Source organism: Kaistia sp. SLG-1 (genome assembly GCF_059699055.1).
In genome coordinates this window covers 3,944,981-3,967,763 of the sequence record NZ_AP048544.1, presented here as the reverse complement: position 1 = coordinate 3,967,763, position 22,783 = coordinate 3,944,981, and the positions used below count along the sequence as shown (strand labels likewise).

Here is a 22,783-nt window from a genome sequence, read left to right as displayed (position 1 = left end):
CGCCATGTCGGACGCGGCAATCCGCGATCTCTGTGAAAAGCTGCTGGCCGACGGCGTGCAAGTGCTGTCGGCGAGCGACCGACGCCTTCTGGAAAAGGTGGCGACGCGCACGCATGTCGCGCGCGACATCAACGCCGAGTTCGAGCAGCAGCTCACCTTCGGCGACCGGCTGGCCGACCGCGTCGCCGCGATCGGCGGCTCCTGGGGCTTCATCATCACCTTCAGCGTGGTGATCATCGGCTGGACCGGGCTGAACACCTTCGTGCTGACCCGCTGGGGCAGCGGCGGCTTCGATCCCTATCCCTATGTCTTCCTCAATCTCATCCTGTCGATGGTCGCCGCCCTGCAGGCGCCCGTCATCATGATGTCGCAGAACCGCCAGGCCGAGAAGGACCGGCTGGCGGCGGAGCACGACTATGAGGTGAACCTCAAGGCCGAGATCGAGATCATGGCGCTGCACGACAAGTTCGAGCAGCTCAGGACCGGCGAGCTGAAGACCATCCTGGAGCGCATCGAAACCGCCCTGGCCGTGCCGGTGGACGAACAGCGCCGGGATTCGAAGGGGTAGGGGCGGGGGGAGCCGCTTCCCCTCCCTGGGGAGATCTTCGCGCAACCGTCCTCATCGTTTGAAGGACCGCGCCGAAGCACGCAGAGAGAGGATGCACATCAAGACGCTGCTCGGCCGTGCCATCCTCCGCCGTCATCCCGGCGAAGGCCGGGATCCATACACTCTGGCCTGTCGCCGATAGGCTGGGCCGGGCTTTTTTGGACGGTGTTCATGGGCCCCGGCCTCCGCCGGGGCGACGGCGCCCTGCCCATAGTCCGTCGCCTGCCCGCGATCTTCAGTGTCTTGCAAAGGCTTCCCGGGGAGGTGCAGGAGCGGCGCGGTCACGCCGCCGAAGCGCTCACTTCCCGCCCGACGCCAGCATCCAGTTCAGCGTCTCGCGCCAGTCGGTCATGCGGATCGGCGTGCCGTGGTTGCCGTTCTGGAACAGCACGAATTTTATCGGATAGCCGGGCGATTTCTTGCGGACCTGGTCGAAGAAGGCCTGCTGCGTCTTCCAGTCGATGATCGGGTCGCGGCTGCCATGGCCGATGAAGATCGGGATCGGACGGCCGCCCTTCTTCATCGCCGCCGTCTTCAAGAAGCCGGGATCGTTGAGCGAGCCGAGCAGGATCAGGCCGGAGATCATCGAGGCGGCCTCGGGGTCGCGCGCGAGCGACCAGCACAGCTTGCCGCCGTAGGAGCCGCAGGCGACGAAGATCGGCGCGCCGGGCGAGCGGGCGGCGTAGTCCTGCATCAAGGCCTTGATCTCGGCCGTGCCGTTCGCCTCGAAATCGGAGAAGTCGGGCGAGAGATAGGCGCCGCCGGCCGCGACCGTCAGGTTCTTCACGCGGTTGAAATTGCCGCCAAAAGTCCAGTCGTCGGCGCCCTGGAAGCGCGTGCCGTTCTGGCCGTGCAGGTAGATCACGATCATGCTGGCCCGGCCCTTGGTGGCGCCGGCGCCGACATATTTGAGGGCGCGGTCGCCGACGCGGTAGGTCAGGTGGTCCTCGACCCGCTTGGTCTTCAGCGACACGTATTTCCCCTGCACCTTGCGTTCGGGGATCTCGTCGCGGCCGTTGATGTCGCGCATCTCGTCATAGTCGACGACGCGGAAGGCGCCGCCATCGCGGCTCTCCAGCACCGTGCCGTAGACGAAGAGATCGTCCTTGTAGGGCGCGAGCTGCGACACCTGGGCGGAGGCCGTGCCGGCCAGCAGGACGCCCGGCAGCAGCAGCGCCATGGCGATGCGGCGGAGCCGCCGGATGGCTGGATGGCCGTTGGCCGCCCCTGATGATTTCGCCCACATCCGCCGCGCGTCTCCCGATATCCCGTTGCGGCGGCAGGATGACATCTCGGCGCCGCGCCGCCAATCCGTCGTGGTCCCGGCATTCAGCGTGCGTTCAGGCGCCGGGAGGGATGGATGAGGCGAGCCATGGGGCGAATCGGTCGCGTAGGCCGCCTTTTTTGAGCCTCGACCGCGCCGCTTTCGCCGGTTGATATCGGGCGCGATGGCCGGGGACTGGCATGATTCGGTTCGGTCGGGAACGACGGGAAGGTGACGATGAAATTTCTGGGTCTGATCGGAGCGGCTCTGGCGGGCGGCGTGGTGGTGGCGGGAGCCGCCGTCGTGACCGGCGTCGTCGAGGTTCCGTACAAGCTCGAGCTCAAGCCGAAGGCGCCCGCCGTTTCCGAGGGAAGCGAGCAGGAGCCGCCGGCCAATAGCACCGACATGGACGATTACGACCAGGCGGCCGAGACCGATGGTTCGAGCGCGTCGCAGCCGGCGCAGCCCTCGCGGCCGACGCAGGTCGCCGCCGCCGAGGTCGTGCCGCCGACGCCGCGCCCGCGCCCCGCGCAGCAGGCGCAGACCTCCCGGCCGCGTCCGCAGCCCGTCTCCAGCCGCCCGCGCGCCAGCCGTCCCTCCGGCGATGTCGGCTATTTCTTCGACGAACTGCAGCCCTATGGCCGTTGGGTCGAGAATGACGATTACGGCTATGTCTTCGTGCCGAAGCGCCGTGGCGCCGGCTGGCGGCCGTTCCAGGAAGGCCGCTGGACCTGGACCGACGATTATGGCTGGTACTGGGAATCGAGCGAGCCGTTCGGCTGGGCGACGTATCATTACGGCCGCTGGGACTATGACCCCGACTATGGCTGGTACTGGATCCCCGGCGACACCTGGTCGCCCGCCTGGGCGACGTTCCGCGTCGGCGGTGGCCAGGTCGGCTGGGCGCCGATCGCGCCGGACCGCTCTGGCTACCAGTATGGCCAGCCGCGCCGCTACGATCCGCCGGTCTCCGAGAGCTGGGTCTTCGTCGACGAGCGCTATTTCGACGATGACGACATCGGCCGCCGCGCGGCGCCGGTGCGCGACGTCGGCCGCTATCTCGGCGAGGCGCGCGACGTGCGCCGTCCGCAGTACCAGGATGGCCGCTTCTTCAACGAGCCGGTCCGCCGGCGCGACCGTCCCGGCCGCGAGATCGTCTATGTCGATGAGCAGAGCGACATCTTCGACGATGATCGCGGCGGCCGGATCGGCGTGTTCCGCCCGCGCATCGACGACCAGCGCTTCGACCGCCGTCCGGACCGGTTCGACCGGGACGTGCCGCGCGACGACCGCACGCTGATCCATCAGTATGTCGAGCCCGATCCGAAGGCGGCGATCGCCGGCGTCGTGTCGGCGGCGCTGCTCTCCGTGCTCGATCCGGGCGAGCGGCGCGACCTGCGCCGCGATCGCGACCAGCCGCAGCAGCGCGATCGCATGCAGGCCGAGATCGACAAGCTGAAGGCCGAGAAGGCGAGCCTGATCGACGAGCAGCGCAAGCAGGCGGACGCCCGCGCCGCCGAGATCGACGCGGCGACCAAGAAGGCTGACGCGCAGCGCCAGGCCGAGCAGGAGCGTATCCGCCAGGAGCGCGCCGCCAGGGCTGACGAGGTGCTGAAGAAGGTCGAGGCCAATCCGCAGCCGGCGGAGCCGCAGGCCCCCGCCGGAGGCAATCCGCCGCCGGTGGACCAGGCCCAACCCGAGCGGCCGAACCGCCCGGATCGCGGTCCCGACCAGAAGCCGGACCAGCCGGATGCCCAGCGCCCGGATCGTCAGCAGCCGGATGGCCAGCCGGGCGAGCGGCCGCGCAGGGATCGTCCGGCCAAGCCGGCCGAAGAGGCGCCCGCCGCCGAGCAGCCCGCTCCCGAGGCCAAGCCTGCGCCGGAAGCCAAGCCGGAGCCGAAGCCAGCGCCGGAGGCCAAGCCTGAGCCCAAGCCGGAAGCGACTCCGGCCGAGCCGCAGCCGGCTGAGAAGCCGCGCAAGGAGCGTCCGGCCAAGCCGGCCGAGGAAGCGCCTGCCGTAGAGCAGCCGGCTCCTGAGGCCAAGCCGGAGTCCAAGCCTGCGCGTGAGCCGAAGGCTGAAGCCAAGCCGGCGCCGGAGGCCAAGCCTGCTCCTGAGGTGAAGCCTGCACCGGAGCCGGAGGCCCAGCCGGAGCCGCCGCGCAAGAAGCGTCCGGAGCGTCCTGCCGAGGAAGCGCCGCCGGCCGCCGAGTCCCGGCCGGATGCCCAGCCGCAGGAGCAAGCGGAGCCGCCGCGCCGCAAGCGCCCGCAGGCTGAACAGGCCGAGCCGGCCGCGCCGGCTCAGCAGGAGGAGGCTCCCCGCCAGCGTCGCCAGGAGCGGCAGCGCGAGGAGCAGCCGCAGCAGCAGCAGGAGCAACGGCAGCAGGAGCAGCCCCAGCAGGAACGCCCGCGCCGCGAGCGTGAGCCCCAGCAGGAGCAGCGCCAGCCCGAGCCGCAGCAGGAGCAGCGTCAGCAGCAGCAGGAGCCGCCTCGGCAGGAGCAGGAGCCGCCTCGGCAGGAGCGTCCGCGCCGCGAGCGTGAGCCCCAGCAGGAGCAGGGCAAGCCCGAGCCGCAGCAGGAACAGCGCCAGCACCGCGAGGAGCAGCCCCGCCACCGTGGCGGCGATTGCCCCGAGGGCGCGGTGCAGCCGGATGGAAGCTGCGCCCAGTAGGGGGCTTCCGTCTCCAACGACAAAAGCCGGCCGCGTCACCGCGGCCGGCTTTTTTGTGATTGCCCCAGGCGCACGATGCGGTTGGGGTCGGCTAGTCGGCACCCGCTGTTCCGCGCTGCCCTTCACCTCTCCCTGAGGGAGAGGTCGGAGCGAAGCTCCGGGTGAGGGTTTAGGGAACTATCCGGGGAGGCCGTAAACCCTCACCCGCCGCCCTTCGGTCGTCGACCTCTCCCTCAGGGAGAGGTGAAGAAAGTGCCGTCTCTAGCGGTAGAGCGGAGCTCGCTCCGCCTCAGCTGGCGTCGAAGATCCGGTCGCCCTGCTCGTCGATGATCTGCTTGCCCTTGATGATGGCGAAATCGGCGGCGGCGTCGCGGCTCGTATGCGAATCGACGCGCACGAAGCGGTAGGACTTCTCGACGCCGTCGATCGTCTTCTCGATATAGCCGGCCGTCTTGTACTGGCCGCCTTCCGAATAGGGGGCAGGGCGGATGTTGTAGCCCTTGTATTCGGTCGCCTCGCCCTTTGCCTCTGCGGCATCCGAGCTGCCACCGCCGCCGAACAGCTTCTTCAGGAACGACATGGAATGACCTTCTGCTTGGTGTCTGTGTCCGAGCCTTAGCCCGATCCGTTGTCGAGGTCGAGGTCGAGATCGGCGAGCCGCAACGCGAACTCCGCCGGCGCGAAGGCCGGCACGACGAGATCGTCGGCGCTCCAGGGCGTGATCGAGGCGTAGCGCCCGTCCACCGGCTCGCGATGGACATGGATCGTGTTGGTGGTGGCGTCGATCACCCAGAGCTCGCGAATGCCGAAATGCGCGTAGACGAGGGCCTTCGGCCCGAGATCGAAGCCGAGCGAGCTGTCCGACAGTTCCACGGCGAGCAGAGCGTTGCCGCCATCGAGCCGCTTGATGCCGATGGCGCGTTCGAAGATCACGACGTCGGGCTCGAGATAGGTGTCGACGGCAAGGCGGAACGTCGTCTCGGGAATGAGCACGACATCATCCGGTGCCGCCCGGTACCACCGCTTCAAAAGAGCGGCCTTGAGCATTTCATGCCGGCTGCCTTTGGGATTCATCGGAATGAGCTCTCCCCCGATCAGCTCGACCCGTTCTTCCGCGCGGAGCAAGCCGACCTCGCTCATGCGCTCGACCTCCTTCACCGTGAAGCGACGGTGGGGAAGGCCGGCCTTTTCGATGATCGCGCGCACGTTCATGGCGACATCCTAAAACAAAAGGGCCGCTCTCGCGAGCAGCCCCTTTGGATGTGTCGATGTCCGGTCTCGGACGATCAGTTGTCCAGGAACGAGCGCAGCTTGCGCGAGCGGCTCGGGTGCTTGAGCTTGCGCAGCGCCTTCGCCTCGATCTGGCGGATACGCTCGCGCGTCACCGAGAACTGCTGGCCGACTTCTTCCAGCGTGTGGTCGGTGTTCATGCCGATGCCGAAGCGCATGCGCAGCACGCGTTCTTCACGCGGGGTGAGCGAGGCGAGCACGCGCGTGGTCGTCTCGCGTAGGTTCGACTGGATCGCCGCGTCGATCGGCAGGATCGCCATCTTGTCCTCGATGAAGTCACCGAGATGCGAATCCTCCTCGTCGCCGATCGGCGTTTCGAGCGAGATCGGCTCCTTGGCGATCTTCAGGACCTTGCGGACCTTTTCGAGCGGCATGGCCAGCTTCTCGGCCAGCTCTTCCGGGGTCGGCTCGCGGCCGATCTCGTGCAGCATCTGGCGCGAGGTGCGGACGATCTTGTTGATCGTCTCGATCATGTGCACCGGGATACGGATCGTGCGGGCCTGGTCGGCGATCGAACGGGTGATCGCCTGGCGGATCCACCAGGTGGCATAGGTCGAGAACTTGTAGCCGCGGCGGTATTCGAACTTATCGACCGCCTTCATCAGGCCGATATTGCCTTCCTGGATCAGGTCCAGGAACTGCAGGCCGCGGTTCGTGTACTTCTTGGCGATCGAGATGACGAGGCGCAGGTTGGCCTCGACCATTTCCTTCTTGGCCTGGCGGGCTTCCTTCTCGCCCTTCTGCACCATGTGCACGATGCGGCGATACTCGATGATCTCCAGGCCCGTCTCGGTGGCGAGGTTCTGGATCTCGCTGCGCAGCTCGCGGATCCGGTCCTTGCCGTTGGTGACGAAGTCCTTCCAGCCGCGGCCGCCGAGATTGGCGACGCGGCGCAGCCAGTTCGGGTCGAGCTCGGAGCCCTGGTACTCGCGCAGGAATTCCTCGCGCGACACGCGATAGCTCTCGGCCAGGCGCAGCAGCTTGCCCTCGGAGCTGACGAGGCTCTTGTTGATGGCGTAGAGCTGCTCGACCAGCGAATCGATGCGGTTCTGGTTCAGCGAGAGCGACTTGACCTCGAGGATCAGGTCGTCCTTCAGCTTCTTGTAGCGGCGCTCCTGCGAGGGCGAGAGCGTCTCGTTCTTGAGGCGGCCCTCGACCAGCTGGTCCTGCAGGCGGCGCAGCTTCTTGTAGTTCTCGGCGACGTTCTCGAAGGTCTCGACAACCTTCGGCTTCAGCTCGGCCTCCATGGCGGCGAGCGACATGTTGTTTTCCATGTCGTCTTCGTCGTCGCCATCGCCATCGGGCTGCGGCGGCAGGGGAGCCTCGGCGTCCTCGTCCTCGGCGCCTTCGCCGAACGGCACGCCGCCCGGGCCCGCCATCGGGGCGTTCTTCGCCTCGGGACCGGCATAGGTCGCCTCGAGGTCGATGATGTCGCGCAGCAGGATCTTGCCCTCGGCAAGCTCCTCCTTCCAGATGATGATGGCCTGGAAGGTGAGGGGGCTCTCGCAGAGCCCGGCGATCATCGTCTCGCGGCCGGCCTCGATCCGCTTGGCGATGGCGATTTCGCCTTCGCGCGACAGCAGTTCGACCGAGCCCATCTCGCGCAGATACATGCGGACGGGGTCGTCGGTGCGGTCGGTCGGCTCCTTGGCGGTCGACGAGCGGGCGACGGCGGTACCGGTCGATTCGGCGAGCTCGCCCGCTTCCTCGTCGGCGTCGGCCGCGGTCGGTTCTTCCGCGTCCTCGACCTCGTCGGCCTCGATCACATTGATGCCCATTTCGGAGAGCATCGAGAGAATGTCCTCGATCTGCTCCGAGCCGACCTGCTCGGAGGGGAGGACGGAATTCAGTTCCTCATAGGTGACAAAGCCGCGCTTCTTGGCGACCTTGATCATCCGTTTGACGGCGGCATCCGAGAGATCCAGAAGCGGACCATCCTGCGGCTCGGCCTGCGCGTCCTGCGCCTCTTCGTTTTCCTGAACCTTGGTCGCCATGCTGTTCTCCGTCTTGGCGAACGCGTCGCGCCAGACGGTTCACGTCCGTCGCGCTCGCATATCCGCCGTTAAATCCTAGAGGCGGCACGAAGTTTCCCTCCTGCCGTCGGTCGCCCGACTCTTAGACTTTCTTGTCTTAAGGCCCGCTTAACCTTACGCCCTCGCCAGTCAATCGACCCTACATCGACTGCATTCGTCGACCCGAACTAATCCCGAACCCCTCGATCAGAGCCTCGGTTCCATCGCTGTTGGCCATCTGGTTCTGGATGTCGATCATCTTCGCCAAATTGGCGTCGCTCGGATCGGTCGCTAGGGCAGCCTCGGCATCCTTGAGCTCCTTATGTAACGTTCGCGCCTTCCTGTGCAAGGTGAGCGCCTGTATCCAACCATCCGCCGCGTCACGATTCGCCGCATCCGCCCTTGCCTGCCAGTTGCCGCATCGCTCGAGCTGCAGGTCCAGCTTGTCGAGCAATTCGCCGAACCGCGCCGACAAAAGGCGGCCTCTGAGCCCCCCGCTGTCGATGTGCGGATCTTCGGCGGCAATCTCTAGGATTTGCGTGCGAAGGGAGTCAAGTTCGCGATTCGTCAACTCGATCTGCGCAAATTCGTCGAAATGGTCCGGGACGAGGCTCGGGTGGTTGGCCATGGTCATCACCAGCACAACCTCGCGTAGGGGCGCCTGCACCCGGCCCGACAGCGTCGTCGAGCGTTTCAGCGTCTCCGAAATGATCGGCGGCGGCTGGCGTTGCGGCCGTCCCGCGCCGCCGCCATTGCCGCCCCGGCCATCCTGGCGACGCTCGCCGCGCGGCTGGCGGTTGCCGGATTTCTGGCCATAGCCGAAGAACTCGCGCGCCCGCTCGGCGAAGGCCTGCTCATAGTGATGGCGGATGCTCTCGTCGGCGACGCTCTTGGCGATGTCGCGCAGCCGCGCGTCCAGCGCCGCGCGCCGCTCCGGCGTCTCGAAGCCGCCGCCATCCGTCTCGCGCATCCAGACCATGTCGAAGAGCGGCCGCGCCGCGGCCAGAACCTGCGCCATCGCCTCGCGGCCGGAGGAACGGATCAAGTCGTCCGGATCCTGCCCCTCGGGCAGCAGCGCGAAGCGCACGGTCTTGCCGGGTTTCAGCGCCGCGAGCGCGAGGTCGGCGGCGCGGTAGGCGGCGCGCAGGCCCGCCTTATCGCCGTCGAAGCAGAGGATCGGCTCCGGCGTCATCCGCCAGAGCAGGTCGAGCTGGCGCTCGGTCAGCGCCGTGCCGAGCGGCGCGACGGTATGCCCGAAGCCCGCCGTCGCCATGGCGATGACGTCGACATAGCCCTCGACGGTGATCAGCGTGCCGGCGCTCTGCACGGCCTTGCGCGCCTCGAAGCCGTTATAGAGCAGGTCGCCCTTGCGGAAGAGCACGGTCTCCGGCGAGTTCAGATACTTTGCTTGCGCGTCCGGGGAGAGCGCCCGGCCGCCGAAGGCGACGATGCGGCCGCGAAAATCGGTGATCGGGAACATCACGCGGTCGCGGAAGCGGTCATAGGAGACGGGGATGTCCTCGCCGGAGATCAGCAGGCCGGTCGCGACCATGTCCTCATGCGGCACGCCCTTCGAGGCCAGATATTCCTTCAGCGCGTTGCGGCTCTGCCTGGCATAGCCGAGGCGGAAGCGGCGCTGGATGTCGGGTCCGAGTTCGCGTCCGTTCAGGTAGCCGCGCGCGCTGGCGCCGTCGCGCGACTGCAGCCCATCCTCGAAGAAACGGCAGGCGAGTTCCATCACCTCGTGCAGCGAGGCGCGCTTGCGCTCCTCTTCCTCGGCGTGCACGTCCCGCGCCGGCATCGGCACGCCGGCTTCCATCGCCAGCCGCTCGACCGCTTCCGGGAAGGAGAGGCCTTCGAGCTTGGTCAGGAAGGTGAAGTGATCGCCCGATTCGCCGCAGCCGAAGCAGTGGTAGCGGCCCTTGCGGTCCTCGGCGTGGAAGGAGGGCGATTTTTCGCCGTGGAACGGGCAGCAGGCCCAGAAATCGCCCTTCTGCGGCTGCGACTTGCGCCGATCCCACGTCACGCGCCGGCCGACGATCGAGGAGATCGGCAGCCGGGCACGGATTTCATCGAGGAAGGAGGGCGAGAAGCGCATGGGATTCCGGAATGGTGATGACCTTCCAATTTAGGAGCTGGCGGGCGGAAGGGCAAAGGCGAGATGCGACTTATGCCCGCTATGCAGGGCGTCTTGATGGCGCAGGGCGTGTGCTTTCACCTCTCCCACAGGGAGAGGTCGGCCCGCTGGGCCGGGTGAGGGGTTGAGGCCTCACCGGAAAATGCTGAACCCCTCACCCGCCGGCCTGCGGCCGTCGACCTCTCCCTGTGGGAGAGGTGAGATGTCTACACATCCAGCGCATCGCCCCAGTCGAGGCGGCGGGCGGTCTTGAACAGGGCGCCTTCGCGCTTGGTGATGAGCCGGGTCTCGGCCGCCCCAGACGGAAGGCAGAGTTTCAGGCTGACCTTGCCGCTGGACGCCTTGGGCGGCGTCAGCACGCGGGCGACCGTGCCGTCGCGCGGCGTGCGCGAGGCGGCGAGATAGATGAACTTCTCGTCCTCGAACGGCACCACGGCGCCCTTGCTGCGGAGATGGATCTTCGTCCGCGCCACGCGGCGGGAGAAATGGCACCAGTCCGGCGAAACGATCGGGCAGGGCGCTTCATGCGCACACGGGGCGAGGATATGCGCGCCGGCGGCGATCAGCTGCGCCCGGGCGGCGAGAATGCGCTGCCATCCGGCCGGCGTGCCGGGCTCGACCACGAGCAGCAGGCCGCTTGCCGCCTGCCAGGCGGCGTCAATGAGCGCAACACGCGAGGCCTCTTCCAGCTCGTCCAGCACATAGGCGATGGTAACGAGGTCATGCGCGTCGACGGCAAGCTTGCCCTTGGCAAAATCGACCGCCCGCCATTCCCGCTGGAACGGCGCGGCGGAGGCGGCGAGCGTCTCGCCCCAGCGCCGCATGGTCGGGCTGCCCTCGATCATCAGCGCGTCGTCGATTGTCGGCCAGGTGTCGCGCGCCGCCCACATGGCGGTGCCGGGGCCGGCGCCGAGGTCGAGCAGCGTCTTCGGCCGGAACTCCGGCAGCAGGCTTTCCGCCGCGTCCATCGCGGCGCGCACGGCGGCGAAGGTCGCCGGCAGCCGCGCCGCCAGATAGGCGCGCGCGGCATCGTCCTCGGAGACGTGGAATCGCCCGTCGCGCAGCTCGCTGCGATAGCGCTGCGAGAGCATGGCGGAGGCTTCGGCAAGGGCTGCCGTCGAGGCGCCCTCGAGCGCCGCGTCGACGGCGTCGCGAAGGTTCGGCGGCAGTTCCATCGTGTGGACCCTAGCTGGTCAGCGCCGCCTTGACCGCGGCGCTCGCCTTGGCGAAGTCCATCTGGCCGGCATAGCGGGCCTTGAGCTCCGACATCACCTTGTTCATGTCGCGGATGCCCGAGGCGCCGGTCTCGACGACGAGGGCCGCGATCGCGGCCTTGGCCTCGTCCTCGGAGAGCTGCTTCGGCAGATATTCCTCGATGACGGCGATTTCCTCGCGCTCCTGCTCGGCGAGCTCGGGACGGCCGTTGTCCTCGTAGATCTTCGCCGATTCGAGGCGCTGCTTGACCATCTTGGCGAGCAGGTCGATCAATTCGACATCGGTCGCCTCGCCGGTGCCGGCGGTGCGCGCGACGATGTCGCGATCCTTGATCGCCGCGGCGATCAGGCGAAGCGTTCCGGTGCGCTTCTTGTCCTTGGCAAGCATCGCCCCTTTCAGGGCCGCATTGATGGTGTCGCGCATCGTCAATCTCCTTGAACGCCGGCGCACCATAGAGAAGCTTGGAGCGTCCTTCAAGCGCATCTACCTTAACATATTGAAATCTAAGACTTTTGTATTTTTCGCTTCGGGTTGACGGGGTGCCGGGCTTGCCCTAGTTTCCGGGCAAATGGGCGCGAGGCGGTGGATCCCTGGGATCCGCCGCGTTTTGGCGCGGCATGAGCTACGCGCCCGACCACCATCGAGACCAGCGGATAGATCATGGCCGACAACTTGCTGACCGACGCGATCACGGACAACGACGTCTGGGCGGAACCGAAGCCGACAGCGCTTCTGATCCTCGCCGACGGCACCGTGATCGAAGGCCGAGGCATCGGCGCCGTCGGCCACGCGGTCGGTGAAGTCTGCTTCAACACCGCGATGACGGGCTACCAGGAAATCCTGACCGACCCGTCCTATGCCGGGCAGATCGTCACCTTCACCTTCCCGCATATCGGCAATGTCGGCACCAACGATGAGGATATCGAGACCGTCAACATGGCCTCGGCGTCCGGCGTGCGCGGCTGCGTCATCAAGACCGACATCACCGATCCGTCCAACTACCGGGCCCTTAAGAACTTCGACGCCTGGCTGAAGTCGCGCGGCATCGTCGGCATCGCCGGCGTCGACACGCGCGCGCTGACGGCGCTGATCCGCGAGAAGGGCATGCCGAACGCGGTGATCGCCCATGCGCCGGACGGCGTCTTCGCGCAGGCGGACCTCGCCAAGGAAGCGGCCGCCTGGCCCGGCCTCGTCGGCATGGACCTCGCCAAGGACGTCACCACCGGGCAGACCTTCCGCTGGGACGAGACGACCTGGGTCTGGAACAAGGGCTATGGCCGCGAGGAAAACCCGGTCCATAAGGTTGTCGCCGTCGATTACGGCATCAAGCGCAACATCCTGCGCCTGCTGGCGGACGCCGGCTGCGACGTGACGATCCTGCCGGCGACGGCGACCGGCGAGGAGATCCTCGCCCACAAGCCGGACGGCGTCTTCCTGTCGAACGGCCCCGGCGATCCGGCGGCGACCGGCGAATACGCCGTGCCGGCGATCAAGGAAGTCATCGCCGCCGACGTGCCGCTGTTCGGCATCTGCCTCGGCCACCAGATGCTCGGCATCGCGCTCGGCGGCGAGACCCGGAAGATGCATCAGGGCCATCACGGCGCCAATCATCCCGTGCAGGACCGCACCACCGGCAAGGTCGAGATCACCTCGATGAACCACGGCTTCGCCGTCGACGCCGCCTCGCTGCCCGACACCGTCGAGGAGACGCACGTCTCGCTGTTCGACGGCTCGAATTGCGGCCTGCGCGTCAAGGACAAGCCGATCTTTTCGGTGCAGTACCACCCGGAAGCATCCCCGGGCCCGCAGGACAGCCACTATCTGTTCACGCGCTTCGTCAACCTGATGCGCACCCGCAAGGGCGAGGCCCCGCTCCCCGAGCATCCCGTCCCCGTCGAGGGCTGAGCCGTCCTTTCATTTGCCGCTTCTCTGCCTTGGCGGGGAGGCGGCCTTTCTTCGCCTCTCCCATGGGAGAGGTGAGGCGCATGCGCCTCCCCAAACGCGCCGTCATTCCTGCGAAAGCAGGAATCCATTTCAGCCGGGTTCGGCGTGATGTGGCCCCGCTGCTCAAGCTGTATTCCTAAAACTCGACCATCATCCTGAGGTGCCCGGCGAAGCCGGGCCTCGAAGGAGGGTCCAGGAAACGCCACCTGAGCTAGATCGGATTTCGCCGGACTTCGTCTGCGGCTCGCTGGATCCTCCTTCGAGACCTCGCTGATGCGAAGCACCTCAGGATGATGGCGGAGGCTGGCCGATCGGTCTGGGGGTGGACAACCATCGCCCGCCATGGATCGATCCGCTCCCCGCTTGCGTTGCCCGCAGGCGACCGCCACCTTGCAAGGCGGCGGAGCCCGGAGGGATCGTGGCCGATACAATCGTCATCCTGAACGAACATGCCGGGACGATCCAGGATCGTGATCCCGCCGAAATCCGGGCCATCGTCGAAGGCGCTTTTAGCGAGCGCGGCCGTTCCGCCGAGGTGATCCTGGCGGAGGGGAACGCGTTCCTGCAGGCGATCGACGAGGCGGCGCGATCCGGGCCGCCGACGGTGGTCGTCGGCGGCGGCGACGGCTCGGTCGGCCATGCCATCCGCAAGCTCGTCGCCGCGAACGGCGCCGGCGCGGAACGGACGCTCGGCGTCCTGCCGCTCGGCACCATGAACCTGTTCGCCAAGACGCTCGGCATGCCGGCCGATCTCGAGGGCTCGCTCGCGGCGCTGGCCGCCGCCGCGCCGCGCCGGATCGATCTCGCCAGCGTCAACGGCCGCGTGTTCCATACGCTGGCGGGGCTCGGCTATTTCGCGGAAGTGGCGCGCGGGCGGGCGCAGTTTCGCGGCGCAGGCCTGCCGTTCGGCCGTTTCATCGCCGTGGCGCGCTCGTCGCTACGCGCCTTCAGCCGCGCCGGCGTGCTGCAGCTGACGCTGGAGACCGCCGGGGAAAGTCGCGAGATCGAGGTCTATGCGCTGCTCGCTAGCAACAACCGCCTGTCGCTCACCGGCTTCGATCGGCCGCAGCTCGACGAGGGGCTGATCGAGATCCATTTCGCGGCGGGAGCGGAGCTTGCGAGCCGCATGCAGGCGGGGCTCGATCTGCTGGCCGGGCGCTGGCGCGACAATCCGGAGATCGAATCGCTCGCCGTCCGGCGCGCCGTGATCACCAGCCATCGGCCGCGCCTCTGGCTTTCGGTCGATGGCGAACTGACGCGGATGGCGACGCCGCTGGTGCTCGAAAGCTTGCCGGCGGCGCTTTCCGTGCTGGCGCCGGGTGAAGAGCCTGCGCCGGCCGTTGCCCCAAGCTCGCCGTCATCCCGGCCTCCGGGCCGGGATCCATTCAGCTGAGGCGTCGGGAGGTTCGGTCGGTCGAGGGCGCAGCTGCATGGATCCCCGCCTTCGCGGGGATGACGGGGAGGGCGTTCAGCGTGGAAGTGTGGCTGCGGCCTGGCGGAATGCGTCTCTCTGGAATGTCGGCAAGCAGGAGCCCCTTTGCCTCCCCCTGTTCAGGGAGAGGCGGGAGACGGTCTGCTTACTTCTTCAGCGGCTCGATGATGTAGACGATCGTCGCATTGGCGGAGATCTGCTGCTCGCCGCCCATGACCGGGGTCGACACGTCGGCCTTCATCGCCATCTGGGCGCGGAAGATCGGCACGCCGCCGCCTTCGCTCGTCTGCACCGACTGGATCGGGCCGAGCGCAACGCCGGCGGCCTCCGCCATCAGCACGGCCTTGCGGCGGGCCTCGGCGATTGCCGCCTTCATCGCCTCGTCGCGCAGAGCGCCGGCCTTGTCGATGTCGAAATCGATGCCGGTGACGCGGTTGGCGCCGGCCGAGACAACCTTGTCGAGCAGCGGGCCGGACTTGGCGAGGTCGCGGATCTTGACCGTCACCTGGTTCTGCACGCGATAGCCGGTGACCTGCTGGCGGCCTTCCGGATCCTTGGACGGGTCGGAATAGACCGGATTGACCGAGAGGCCGCTGGTGGCGATGTCCTTGGTGGCGATGCCGGCATCGGTGATGGCGGCGATCACGGCGGTCATGTCGGTGGCGTTGGCGGCGAGCGCGTCCTTGGCGGTCGGCGCCTCCGAGACGACGCCGAGCGTCACCACGGCGATGTCGGGAACGGCGGTCGCGATGCCATCGCCGAAGACGGTCAGCGTCGGCGGCTGCGGCGCCTGCTGGGCCATGGCGGGAGCGGCGACGACGGCAAGGAGCGTCGAGGCGAGGATGGTGGTCCGGATGAAGTTGGCGCGGATCATGGGCGTCTCCCGTTCGGCTTTCGCGTGTTGCGTGTGAACCGAGGGTTGGATAGGGGCCCATTGCGACGGGACTGCGGCAGCGCGGTTCGACGCCCTTACGATCCCGCCGCGCCTTCGCGACGGCTGTGGAAACGGATCGCGCGCTCCGCCGCCCGTCCTCTCGTCCCGCCATCTTCTGGAGCATTTGTTTCCGTCCTGTGATATCGGCAGGAACCTTCACCAAGCTGCCGCGCCGGCGCTGACCGGGCGGCTCGCCGCCATGGATATTCAGAGGTTGATTATGAGCATCGCCAAACGCCCGCTCGGCCGAACCGGCCTCGACGTCACCGAGATCAGCTTCGGCGGCGCCAGCATCGGCAATCTCTACCGCGCGGTCAGCAACGAGGTGGCGCACGAGACGCTGCAGGCGGCCTGGGATGCCGGCATCCGCTTCTTCGATACCGCGCCGCGCTACGGCCACGGCCTGAGCGAGCGCCGGCTCGGCGATTTCCTGCGCGACAAGCCGCGCGACAGCTATGTCATCTCGACCAAGGTCGGCCGCATCCTGACGCCGCTGCGCGGCCGCGTCATGGGCGATTACGGCTTCGTCGACGTCCTGCCCTTCGAGCAGGAATACGACTATTCCTATGACGGCATCATGCGCTCGCACGAGGCGAGCCTGCATCGCCTCGGCCTCGATCGCATCGACGTGCTCTACATGCACGACATCGGCGTCGACACGCATGGCGTCGAGAAGAACGCCGAATATTTCCCCGTCGCCATGTCGGGCGGCCTGAAGGCGATGCAGGAGCTGCGCTCGGCCGGCGACGTCAAGGCGATCGGCCTTGGCGTCAACGAGGTCGAGGTCTGCCTGCAGGCGCTGGAATATGCCGATCTCGACGCCTTCCTGCTGGCCGGCCGCTTCACGCTGCTCGAACAGGAAGGCGCGCTGCCGCTGCTCAAGACCTGCCTCGAGCGCGGCGCCAGCATCGTCGTCGGCGGCGTGTTCAATTCCGGCATCCTGGCCACCGGCCCGGTCCCCGGCGCGCATTACAACTACGCCGAGGCGCCGCCGGCGATCGTCGATCGCGTCCGCCGCCTGGAGGCCGTCTGCGCCCGCCATGGCCTGCCGCTCGCGGCCGCGGCGCAGCGCTTCCCGCTGAGCCACCCGGCCGTCGCCTCGGTCCTGCTCGGCGTCGCCAGCACGCGCAATCTCGAGCGCAACCTCGCGGCGCAGGATGTTGTCATCCCGGCCGCGCTCTGGACCGACCTGGTCGCCGAGGGCCTGCTCGCAGCCAGCCTCATACCGGCCTGAGCCTGACTGGCCAAGGTCGCTCCGTCGTCGCCGCGCCTTCGCGCGGTCCCGATCCCCGCCTCCGCCCTCCGGCTGGGGCGGGCGTTTTCGTGTTCGGGCGCGGAGACGCCCCGGTCGATCGTCGACTTCCGGCGAGGCGGACTTTTTTCTTCGCCAGCTAAAAGATGGGCGGTTCTTCCCGGAACTTGGCGATATGAAGGGGGCCCGCCGACGGTCAGGGCTGGCCGCCGGCAGGCTGCAAGTCTCCGTCGGCAAGGGGCCGATGAGATTGCGCCGCGATGGTTGCATTGACGCCGTTCTGCGTCAATAGATTGCAGGTGGGATCTGGCTACAACCGATCGGCCAGCATTCCGAAGCAGCTCCGGAGTCCGGATGCCGCCTACCAGAACTGAGCCACGGCCAGGCAGACCAGGATCACGCCGCTCAGCAGGGTTCCGAACCGCGCGAGATCGAAGCGCCCGATGCTGATCTTGGTCGCGCGAAGGCCGAGCGCGACGCCGAGCGAGATCGTCAGGAGGCTGCCGATCGAGGCGGAAAGGGCGATCGCCAGCAAGGGCATCTGGAGGAGGCCGGCGCCGACCGCGTTGGCAAGCGCATTGGCCGAGAGGGCGATGCCCAGGATGAGCGCCTCGACGGGACCGATCTTGCCGCCGTCGACGGCGATGGCGCGGGAAAGCCAGTCCGAAAGGCGGCGAAGGCCGGTCGCGGGTTTCGTTGTCGGGGGCGGCGCCTTGCGTGGCAGGACCAGCAGCAGGATGCGCACGCCGATCACGAACAGCAGGACGGAACCGACGATGTCGGGCGTGCTGCCGGGCAGCACATCGCCGATCCATTTGCCGAACAGGATGCCGGCCAGGCTCAAGACGAAGCAGACCCCTGCGATGATCAGGTTGGAGCCGAGATGGATCCGGATGCCGCGCACGCCGTAGGAAAGGCCGACGGCGAAATTATCGATGCTCGACGCGGCCGCCAAGGCGATGATGAAGAACCAGTCCATGTGACCTCGGCATCGTCGAAGCGGGGAGGCGCGGCGACAATTTCTCGTTGTGTATCAAACCCCTATATCGGGGACCGGGGATAGGACAATACCAAGCTTGAGGCTTTTCCTAGGCGAACGCGGCAGCGCCGGACGCACCGGGGCAGAGCGGCCGCTGCGGGCCCATCGCTTTACCTAGGGAGGCAAGCATGGCCGATGGATGGAACTGGTTCCCGATCATCGCTGGGGGGCCAGATCTAGAGCGCCATGAAGTTCGAGCGCAAGCGCCGAAATCGGCTCCGGCCGGATGCCTATCCTGCAAGCCGACTGCGGGAGGTTCCGCCTGAGTGTTTTGCTCGGCAGGACCAACCGGCGAAACGCTACTCGGGCGCCGAGCATATGAGGCTGGCCGGAGCGTACGCCTGGATCTATGACGCGGAGGGTATCGCCTACGACAGGGTCGTCACCAAAGATGACCGTCCCAGTAGCCAACCTTGAGCGTCGGACGCTGGAGAAGCGGGGAGGGGGCGACGTTCGTGCGATATCCAAGGCTCCCTTTCAGGGCCCGCTTAGTCACCTTCCTCAGAAGCTATATCGATATCGCAGAGATGCGACGGCGTTATCCCAAGAGCCTGGGAGACTCTCCATATCCGCGAGATGCTGAGCGCATTCGTGCCGTTCTCGTACTTTTGAAGTTGCTGGTACGTAACGCCGAGAAGGTCGGCGAAATCCTCTTGCGTCATACCCGAATGCGTCCGGAGTTGCCGAAGCCGATGGCCGACGATCGCGTTGACAGGATCTGGGGTCGTCCTCATGGGTAAGTCGCCGCAACCGGGATCGGTTCGGCCTCCCCGTAGTAGGCGGCCTCGATGTCGCCGGCTTCACAATTGGACCACAGGTCGTCAGCAAGCCGAAACGCCCGTTCGGGTTCGATCTCGAAACCCTGCTGGGTTGAAAGGCCCGGATTGACCAGTAGTATGCACATGTTGTCCGTGGCCCGGTGAAAGATCTTAAAGCTGTCGAGGGGGTAGAGAATTGCCTCCTTCTCGCTTGACGTGAGCCAATCGGCGAAGCTCTTGGCTCGTTGAGCTTGCTTGCGTCTTGCTATGCGGCGACGCTTCCCCGTGTGGTGGGTCATTCTATTGCCCTCGCGGACTAGTATTCCGCTTCTCTGGAAGTTGTTTTTGAGCTTCTTCTCTAGCCGATTCCAGTGCGGCTACGATTTTGTGGCATTCATCATGCCGGGCCAGCCGTAGCATTAAGTCGATCGCGTCTAGGATCACTCTTAGATTTGCTTCGGTGTTTTGCATTTTTCGAGATCTCGCGCGCATATTTTGCGACTACTTTCAGAGATCGCGATAGATTATTGAAGCCATCTCTTTTGGCCATATGGCTAAGCTCAATGGCGAGGTCATGGATGTAGGACGCATTCTTATGCATGGAGTTACTCCAAGAGACTGGTTTCTTTTCCCTGAGGAAGGCTGCCAGAGTGTTTCAAATTTTGAAGTAAATTTATCGTGATGAGGTATTTTACTAGCTTGACGTCTAGAAATTGACGCAAAAATTTGATCATCAGGTTGTCGAGTAATTGTGTGGGTAATTGCAGATTGTGGCTTGACTATCTGCTCGTGGACATTCCGCAATTGGGGTGATCGGTTGGCGGTAGCCATGCATTCGGGATAGCCAATTGGCTGAGGCCGATTCTCGGTCGCTACCACCTTCGTTGGCTGTTGCCGCCAATTGCCCGTGTTTGGGTTGCCGTCTAATTGGCGCTGATCGCAGTCTCTATCCTGATCTGGTGGCGCGTGGCTGTCTGGATCCCTGCCCATGCCAGCTGGAGTGCTGCGGCGGGCGTCCTCGTTGGTCCCATTCCTCTTCAAAAGGCGAGACGACGAACGGCCGGTTTGCCTCCCTGACCACGGAGCCAATGAGGTCGTGGCGCGCCGATCCGTCCGAGGGTGAGGTCGGCAATCCCAACGAGGCCGGAAGAGATCGATGTCTGATTGAGGGCGCCGGCGAATGAGGGGCTGGCATCGCAGCGGCCGCCGCCGGGCGACGTCAATCCTATCACCCACGCTTCGGTGTGAGCCACGATGTCGGCTCCGAGCTTTAAGGCGAAAGCCGGCTCAACGCGTGATCAGGCGGTGCGACTGGCGGACGTGCACGAAAGCCGGCCGTGGAGCCCCCATCGGCGGGGCCGGGCCTTTTTGTTTGCGCGAGTGGGGAGTTGTCCGCATCCTCTAGGTTCAAATGACCAGAGAGAATACTGCAAAATCCGCTAACCCATTGAAAAGATTGGTGGGCCCACCAGAACCCACAATTCGTTTAAAATCAAATGCTTAAGATGCCGATACCACGGTTGAGTACCACAATGCTCTGAGACGCATGGAGACCTATCGGAGCAATTCAGAAAGGTCGTAGGCCCACTGTTTCCACAGATTGTCGACCGGGCGGCCGACCTTCTGAGCATACTGGATGCAGTTGAATGTGCCGCCCCACGAGCCATCCCACATCGCGCACATGCGGTCCGCCTGATCAACCATCCACTCGTTGCGGATCTGCATGGCCTTATGGCCGGGGAACTCGCTGACGATCTGGACCTGATGAGCACGGCCGAGCAGTCGGGCATAGGCACGCTGGCTAGCGGCCGGCCAGCGGCGCTCTTGGCCCTCGAAGGGGATGGTGGCCACGAATGCTAGGCCGAGCCGGTCAGCGGCCTCAGCGAACGCCTGGTCCCATCCCAGCGCCATGCCGCTGATCACGACGTCGGGCCGCGCTGTGTGGAGGTAGGAGGTGGCAAGGTCGATCAGCCGGCGCCGGGCGCTCTCGCCATACCCGCCAAGCTTTGGCGGCCGGTGGCCGGTCGCCGCGATGATCATTCTACGGCACCATGGGAAGAGTCATCCAGCAGGCGATACTTTCGATTTCCCTCGTGCCGTTACCGCGACGGTCTTCGCACCAGTCACCGAAATAGGGGTAGAGGATCAGCGGTTCGTCGCCGGGTGACATGCCGGTCAGCTTAGCCAAGATCGGCCCATTCTCGCAGCTCAATGCAGCGGTGTCGGACGACCATGGTGCCGACGCCGTGATTCCTGTCGGCCGATCGCAGTCGACCTCGTGCATGGTGCAGTCTTCTTCATGGCTGTAGATCTCGCAGAACGCTTGGGCCAGGTGAGATCGCCCGCCATCTTCACTGAAGCAGTTGCTGTCGGCCCCTTTGCGGGCCTCATATCCAACCTGCTTATCAGTCGTGACAAACCCTTCGGTTTTGGCGTTGTTCCACACGATCCAGAAGTTCATTTGTTGGCTTCCGCTTCCATTGCCTCAAGCAACCCTTGAACTGCACTCGCTGGATCGGGTGCCGTGCAGCTGAATTCGGCATACCATTTGTTGAAGGCAAACGCTTCGCCGAACCCCAATTCGGGGCTTAGGGCCTTGTTTCCAATGGCCGCATCCCATGTGACGCCATCTTCGCTCATGAGCAGAAAGGCCCTGCTGCCTTCTTTCATATCGATTGCGCGCCGGATCAGATCCTGCAGATCAGTCATTCTCGTTCCCCCTGGATCAAACTAGGACAGCTGCGGCCGCTCGACGTGCTCGGTCTCGACGCCGGCATTGAGCGCGACCCGATCGGCGGCCCGCCGCCCATCGCCATAATTCGTGTCGAAACGGTCGCTCGAGGGGCGCCGCGTCTGGCGAAGCTCAATTCCCTGGCGCTCCATCTCGTCGACGATCAACTGGTCACGCAGCACCACCAGCCCGGTGCCCGTGGCGGGCGGCGGCACCAAGTCGAGAATCCGTTCTCGGAGGCGATCGGCCATCCCATCGAGGAAAGCGCCGATCTTGCGCCGACGAAAGGTCGGACGCAGCACGGCGAACAGCGCGGTTTGGCGCTCCGACTCTTGTCGCATCGCCCGAGTGCAGATGGCCAGCAGGTAGTGGGCCGTCTGCACTTCATGCTCGAAGCCGAAGAAGGTGATCTCGATCGGGAAGACTCCGGCCGGCGAGGTCCACTGCTTGGCGCCGGTCAGGCTTGCGATCGCGCTCGCCGGTTTCCAGAGGCGATCGGCGACAGCATCCTCGTAGCGCGCGGTGTGGCGCTCGAACGGCGTGGCCCGCATCTGGACCTCGTCCACCGTGAGATTATAGCGAGCCAGCATCTCGGCAGCCTTCGCCGCCGCGGCGATCGCCTCATCTTCCGTACAGCCGTTCTCGACGGTCTTCGCCAGGAGCGCGCGGATGCGCGCGGCGATCTTCTCGCGATCATTCATGGCAGGCATCCGGGACTCCGAGAGGGGAGTCGCAGGATACCCGACAAAGGTGTATAATGTAAACTTTAAAAGTGAAATTCACTTTTAAAGGCGTTCAGAAAAAGTCTCGATTTCGCGCCACGGATGATCGGAGAACTTGACGGTGATGGAGCCGCTCTTCTTGGTCCCGATGGCGTCCAGCGTGTCCCAATCAAGTTCATAGATCTTGAAAGCAAAACGCCCGACCTTCACCAGGGCGAGAACCACCACCCCTCGCGCATCAGTCGGGATCGAATAGTGGGTGTGCTCGCCCTCGCCAACCGGCACGGCGATATGGAAGCTGTAGCTGATGCCGCGGATGACCGCATACAGATCTATGTGTCGCTCTGCTGCGACGGTGTCCCCCTCCGTCGGAAACGCGGGGTGACCGCCGTCTGCCTGAATAAGGCCGGCTATGATGTTGATGCTGCTGTTGGCGGTGCGAGAATGCAGGCTTCGCTGGCTGGTGTCGAACTGCGCTTCCCGTCCAACCGCAAGCCACCCTTCATCGACCTGAAGGATCTGGGCAAGAGCCTTCATCGGCGCCTTCCGGGGAAGTGCGACGCCGTATGTCCATTTGCGGACGGTCTCTCGCGTCACGGTGACACCGAGCTTCTCCAGCTCAGCGACAAACCAGCCAAGGCGACCATAGTTCGGCGCCGGCACATCGGGATGCGCCTCGATCGCCGCTGCCAAGCGCTCAGCAAAGTCTTTGTGTGCAGGCTCCTGCTCGGTCATCAACATGATCCCCCCTCACGCGGTGCAATTCACATTCGATGTGA

21 protein-coding genes are annotated in these 22,783 nt (G+C 65.7%); 5 read left to right on the top strand and 16 right to left on the bottom strand.

From position 1 onward, the window contains the following. The first annotated feature begins 4 nt into the window (after positions 1 to 4). Complete coding sequence (locus tag AC6HZP_RS18305) at positions 5 to 568, top strand: DUF1003 domain-containing protein (RefSeq protein WP_497524009.1); 564 nt, start codon at positions 5 to 7, stop codon at positions 566 to 568. A gap of 337 nt (positions 569 to 905) precedes the next feature. Here AC6HZP_RS18305 and AC6HZP_RS18300 read toward each other — a convergent pair whose 3' ends face one another. Further along, positions 906 to 1,853, bottom strand: coding sequence for an alpha/beta hydrolase (locus AC6HZP_RS18300; protein ID WP_497524008.1), 948 nt, complete (start codon positions 1,851 to 1,853; stop codon positions 906 to 908). Between the two features lie 255 nt (positions 1,854 to 2,108). Between AC6HZP_RS18300 and AC6HZP_RS18295 the strand changes: the two genes are divergently transcribed. Further along, positions 2,109 to 4,538, top strand: a complete 2,430-nt coding sequence (locus tag AC6HZP_RS18295) for a DUF6600 domain-containing protein (RefSeq protein WP_497524007.1) — start codon at positions 2,109 to 2,111, stop codon at positions 4,536 to 4,538. Between the two features lie 289 nt (positions 4,539 to 4,827). Here AC6HZP_RS18295 and AC6HZP_RS18290 read toward each other — a convergent pair whose 3' ends face one another. From AC6HZP_RS18290 to AC6HZP_RS18265, 6 genes are all read right to left on the bottom strand, one after another. After that, complete coding sequence (locus AC6HZP_RS18290; RefSeq protein ID WP_497524006.1) at positions 4,828 to 5,118, bottom strand: HlyU family transcriptional regulator; 291 nt, start codon at positions 5,116 to 5,118, stop codon at positions 4,828 to 4,830. Between the two features lie 35 nt (positions 5,119 to 5,153). Further along, positions 5,154 to 5,750 carry a Uma2 family endonuclease gene (locus tag AC6HZP_RS18285; protein ID WP_497524005.1) on the bottom strand — a complete coding sequence of 199 codons (597 nt, stop codon included), beginning with the start codon at positions 5,748 to 5,750 and terminating at the stop codon, positions 5,154 to 5,156. 74 nt (positions 5,751 to 5,824) lie between these two features. Next, entirely contained in the window at positions 5,825 to 7,822 is a 1,998-nt protein-coding gene (rpoD, locus tag AC6HZP_RS18280; RefSeq protein ID WP_201400434.1) for an RNA polymerase sigma factor RpoD, read from the bottom strand. Positions 7,823 to 8,000: 178 nt separating this feature from the next. Continuing rightward, positions 8,001 to 9,938 (bottom strand): DNA primase, encoded by a 1,938-nt coding sequence (dnaG, locus tag AC6HZP_RS18275; protein WP_497524004.1) that lies wholly within the window; start codon positions 9,936 to 9,938, stop codon positions 8,001 to 8,003. 245 nt (positions 9,939 to 10,183) lie between these two features. After that, entirely contained in the window at positions 10,184 to 11,152 is a 969-nt protein-coding gene (locus AC6HZP_RS18270; RefSeq protein WP_497524003.1) for a small ribosomal subunit Rsm22 family protein, read from the bottom strand. Between the two features lie 10 nt (positions 11,153 to 11,162). Then, entirely contained in the window at positions 11,163 to 11,615 is a 453-nt protein-coding gene (locus tag AC6HZP_RS18265) for a GatB/YqeY domain-containing protein (RefSeq protein WP_201400431.1), read from the bottom strand. Between the two features lie 237 nt (positions 11,616 to 11,852). On the opposite strand from AC6HZP_RS18265, the gene carA reads away from it, so the two are divergent. Beyond that, positions 11,853 to 13,097 carry a glutamine-hydrolyzing carbamoyl-phosphate synthase small subunit gene (gene carA / locus AC6HZP_RS18260; RefSeq protein WP_497524002.1) on the top strand — a complete coding sequence of 415 codons (1,245 nt, stop codon included), beginning with the start codon at positions 11,853 to 11,855 and terminating at the stop codon, positions 13,095 to 13,097. A gap of 457 nt (positions 13,098 to 13,554) precedes the next feature. Continuing rightward, positions 13,555 to 14,529: a diacylglycerol/lipid kinase family protein gene (locus tag AC6HZP_RS18255; RefSeq protein ID WP_497524001.1), complete on the top strand. Its 975-nt coding sequence runs from the start codon at positions 13,555 to 13,557 to the stop codon at positions 14,527 to 14,529. A gap of 184 nt (positions 14,530 to 14,713) precedes the next feature. Here AC6HZP_RS18255 and AC6HZP_RS18250 read toward each other — a convergent pair whose 3' ends face one another. Beyond that, positions 14,714 to 15,442, bottom strand: coding sequence for an SIMPL domain-containing protein (locus AC6HZP_RS18250; RefSeq protein ID WP_497524000.1), 729 nt, complete (start codon positions 15,440 to 15,442; stop codon positions 14,714 to 14,716). Positions 15,443 to 15,722: 280 nt separating this feature from the next. Between AC6HZP_RS18250 and AC6HZP_RS18245 the strand changes: the two genes are divergently transcribed. Next, positions 15,723 to 16,736 (top strand): aldo/keto reductase, encoded by a 1,014-nt coding sequence (locus AC6HZP_RS18245; RefSeq protein ID WP_497523999.1) that lies wholly within the window; start codon positions 15,723 to 15,725, stop codon positions 16,734 to 16,736. A 379-nt stretch (positions 16,737 to 17,115) separates the two neighbouring features. Here AC6HZP_RS18245 and AC6HZP_RS18240 read toward each other — a convergent pair whose 3' ends face one another. The 8 genes from AC6HZP_RS18240 to AC6HZP_RS18205 all read right to left on the bottom strand — a co-directional run bounded on the left by AC6HZP_RS18240 (position 17,116) and on the right by AC6HZP_RS18205 (position 22,739). Then, positions 17,116 to 17,733, bottom strand: a complete 618-nt coding sequence (locus AC6HZP_RS18240; protein WP_497523998.1) for a manganese efflux pump — start codon at positions 17,731 to 17,733, stop codon at positions 17,116 to 17,118. A gap of 548 nt (positions 17,734 to 18,281) precedes the next feature. Next, positions 18,282 to 18,527: a helix-turn-helix domain-containing protein gene (locus AC6HZP_RS18235; protein ID WP_497523997.1), complete on the bottom strand. Its 246-nt coding sequence runs from the start codon at positions 18,525 to 18,527 to the stop codon at positions 18,282 to 18,284. Next, positions 18,524 to 18,850 (bottom strand): hypothetical protein, encoded by a 327-nt coding sequence (locus AC6HZP_RS18230; protein WP_497523996.1) that lies wholly within the window; start codon positions 18,848 to 18,850, stop codon positions 18,524 to 18,526. Before AC6HZP_RS18230 ends, AC6HZP_RS18235 begins: the two co-directional genes overlap by 4 nt. A gap of 1,255 nt (positions 18,851 to 20,105) precedes the next feature. Then, positions 20,106 to 20,591, bottom strand: coding sequence for an SLOG family protein (locus AC6HZP_RS18225; RefSeq protein WP_497523995.1), 486 nt, complete (start codon positions 20,589 to 20,591; stop codon positions 20,106 to 20,108). Between the two features lies 1 nt (position 20,592). Beyond that, a complete protein-coding gene (locus tag AC6HZP_RS18220; protein ID WP_497523994.1) occupies positions 20,593 to 21,012 on the bottom strand; it encodes a hypothetical protein in 420 nt (139 codons plus the stop codon). Further along, the gene (locus AC6HZP_RS18215) at positions 21,009 to 21,260 is read right to left on the bottom strand and encodes a hypothetical protein (RefSeq protein WP_497523993.1); all 252 of its coding nucleotides are present in this window, start codon (positions 21,258 to 21,260) and stop codon (positions 21,009 to 21,011) included. Before AC6HZP_RS18215 ends, AC6HZP_RS18220 begins: the two co-directional genes overlap by 4 nt. A 21-nt stretch (positions 21,261 to 21,281) precedes the next feature. Then, a complete protein-coding gene (locus AC6HZP_RS18210; RefSeq protein ID WP_497523992.1) occupies positions 21,282 to 21,983 on the bottom strand; it encodes a DUF7168 domain-containing protein in 702 nt (233 codons plus the stop codon). An 84-nt stretch (positions 21,984 to 22,067) separates the two neighbouring features. Continuing rightward, positions 22,068 to 22,739 carry a hypothetical protein gene (locus AC6HZP_RS18205; RefSeq protein WP_497523991.1) on the bottom strand — a complete coding sequence of 224 codons (672 nt, stop codon included), beginning with the start codon at positions 22,737 to 22,739 and terminating at the stop codon, positions 22,068 to 22,070. Positions 22,740 to 22,783: the final 44 nt, after the last annotated feature.

Coding starts and splice junctions, on each gene's coding strand:
- AC6HZP_RS18270 (WP_497524003.1), bottom strand. CDS start 11,152: ATGGAACTGCCGCCGAACCTTCGCGACGCCGTCGACGCGGCGCTCGAG.
- AC6HZP_RS18290 (WP_497524006.1), bottom strand. CDS start 5,118: ATGTCGTTCCTGAAGAAGCTGTTCGGCGGCGGTGGCAGCTCGGATGCC.
- AC6HZP_RS18210 (WP_497523992.1), bottom strand. CDS start 21,983: ATGAATGATCGCGAGAAGATCGCCGCGCGCATCCGCGCGCTCCTGGCG.
- AC6HZP_RS18265 (WP_201400431.1), bottom strand. CDS start 11,615: ATGCGCGACACCATCAATGCGGCCCTGAAAGGGGCGATGCTTGCCAAG.
- AC6HZP_RS18285 (WP_497524005.1), bottom strand. CDS start 5,750: ATGAACGTGCGCGCGATCATCGAAAAGGCCGGCCTTCCCCACCGTCGC.
- AC6HZP_RS18230 (WP_497523996.1), bottom strand. CDS start 18,850: ATGACCCACCACACGGGGAAGCGTCGCCGCATAGCAAGACGCAAGCAA.
- carA (WP_497524002.1), top strand. CDS start 11,853: ATGGCCGACAACTTGCTGACCGACGCGATCACGGACAACGACGTCTGG.
- AC6HZP_RS18215 (WP_497523993.1), bottom strand. CDS start 21,260: ATGACTGATCTGCAGGATCTGATCCGGCGCGCAATCGATATGAAAGAA.
- AC6HZP_RS18295 (WP_497524007.1), top strand. CDS start 2,109: ATGAAATTTCTGGGTCTGATCGGAGCGGCTCTGGCGGGCGGCGTGGTG.
- AC6HZP_RS18250 (WP_497524000.1), bottom strand. CDS start 15,442: ATGATCCGCGCCAACTTCATCCGGACCACCATCCTCGCCTCGACGCTC.
- rpoD (WP_201400434.1), bottom strand. CDS start 7,822: ATGGCGACCAAGGTTCAGGAAAACGAAGAGGCGCAGGACGCGCAGGCC.
- AC6HZP_RS18205 (WP_497523991.1), bottom strand. CDS start 22,739: ATGACCGAGCAGGAGCCTGCACACAAAGACTTTGCTGAGCGCTTGGCA.
- AC6HZP_RS18225 (WP_497523995.1), bottom strand. CDS start 20,591: ATGATCATCGCGGCGACCGGCCACCGGCCGCCAAAGCTTGGCGGGTAT.
- AC6HZP_RS18240 (WP_497523998.1), bottom strand. CDS start 17,733: ATGGACTGGTTCTTCATCATCGCCTTGGCGGCCGCGTCGAGCATCGAT.
- AC6HZP_RS18300 (WP_497524008.1), bottom strand. CDS start 1,853: ATGTGGGCGAAATCATCAGGGGCGGCCAACGGCCATCCAGCCATCCGG.
- AC6HZP_RS18305 (WP_497524009.1), top strand. CDS start 5: ATGTCGGACGCGGCAATCCGCGATCTCTGTGAAAAGCTGCTGGCCGAC.
- AC6HZP_RS18220 (WP_497523994.1), bottom strand. CDS start 21,012: ATGAACTTCTGGATCGTGTGGAACAACGCCAAAACCGAAGGGTTTGTC.
- AC6HZP_RS18235 (WP_497523997.1), bottom strand. CDS start 18,527: ATGAGGACGACCCCAGATCCTGTCAACGCGATCGTCGGCCATCGGCTT.
- AC6HZP_RS18245 (WP_497523999.1), top strand. CDS start 15,723: ATGAGCATCGCCAAACGCCCGCTCGGCCGAACCGGCCTCGACGTCACC.
- dnaG (WP_497524004.1), bottom strand. CDS start 9,938: ATGCGCTTCTCGCCCTCCTTCCTCGATGAAATCCGTGCCCGGCTGCCG.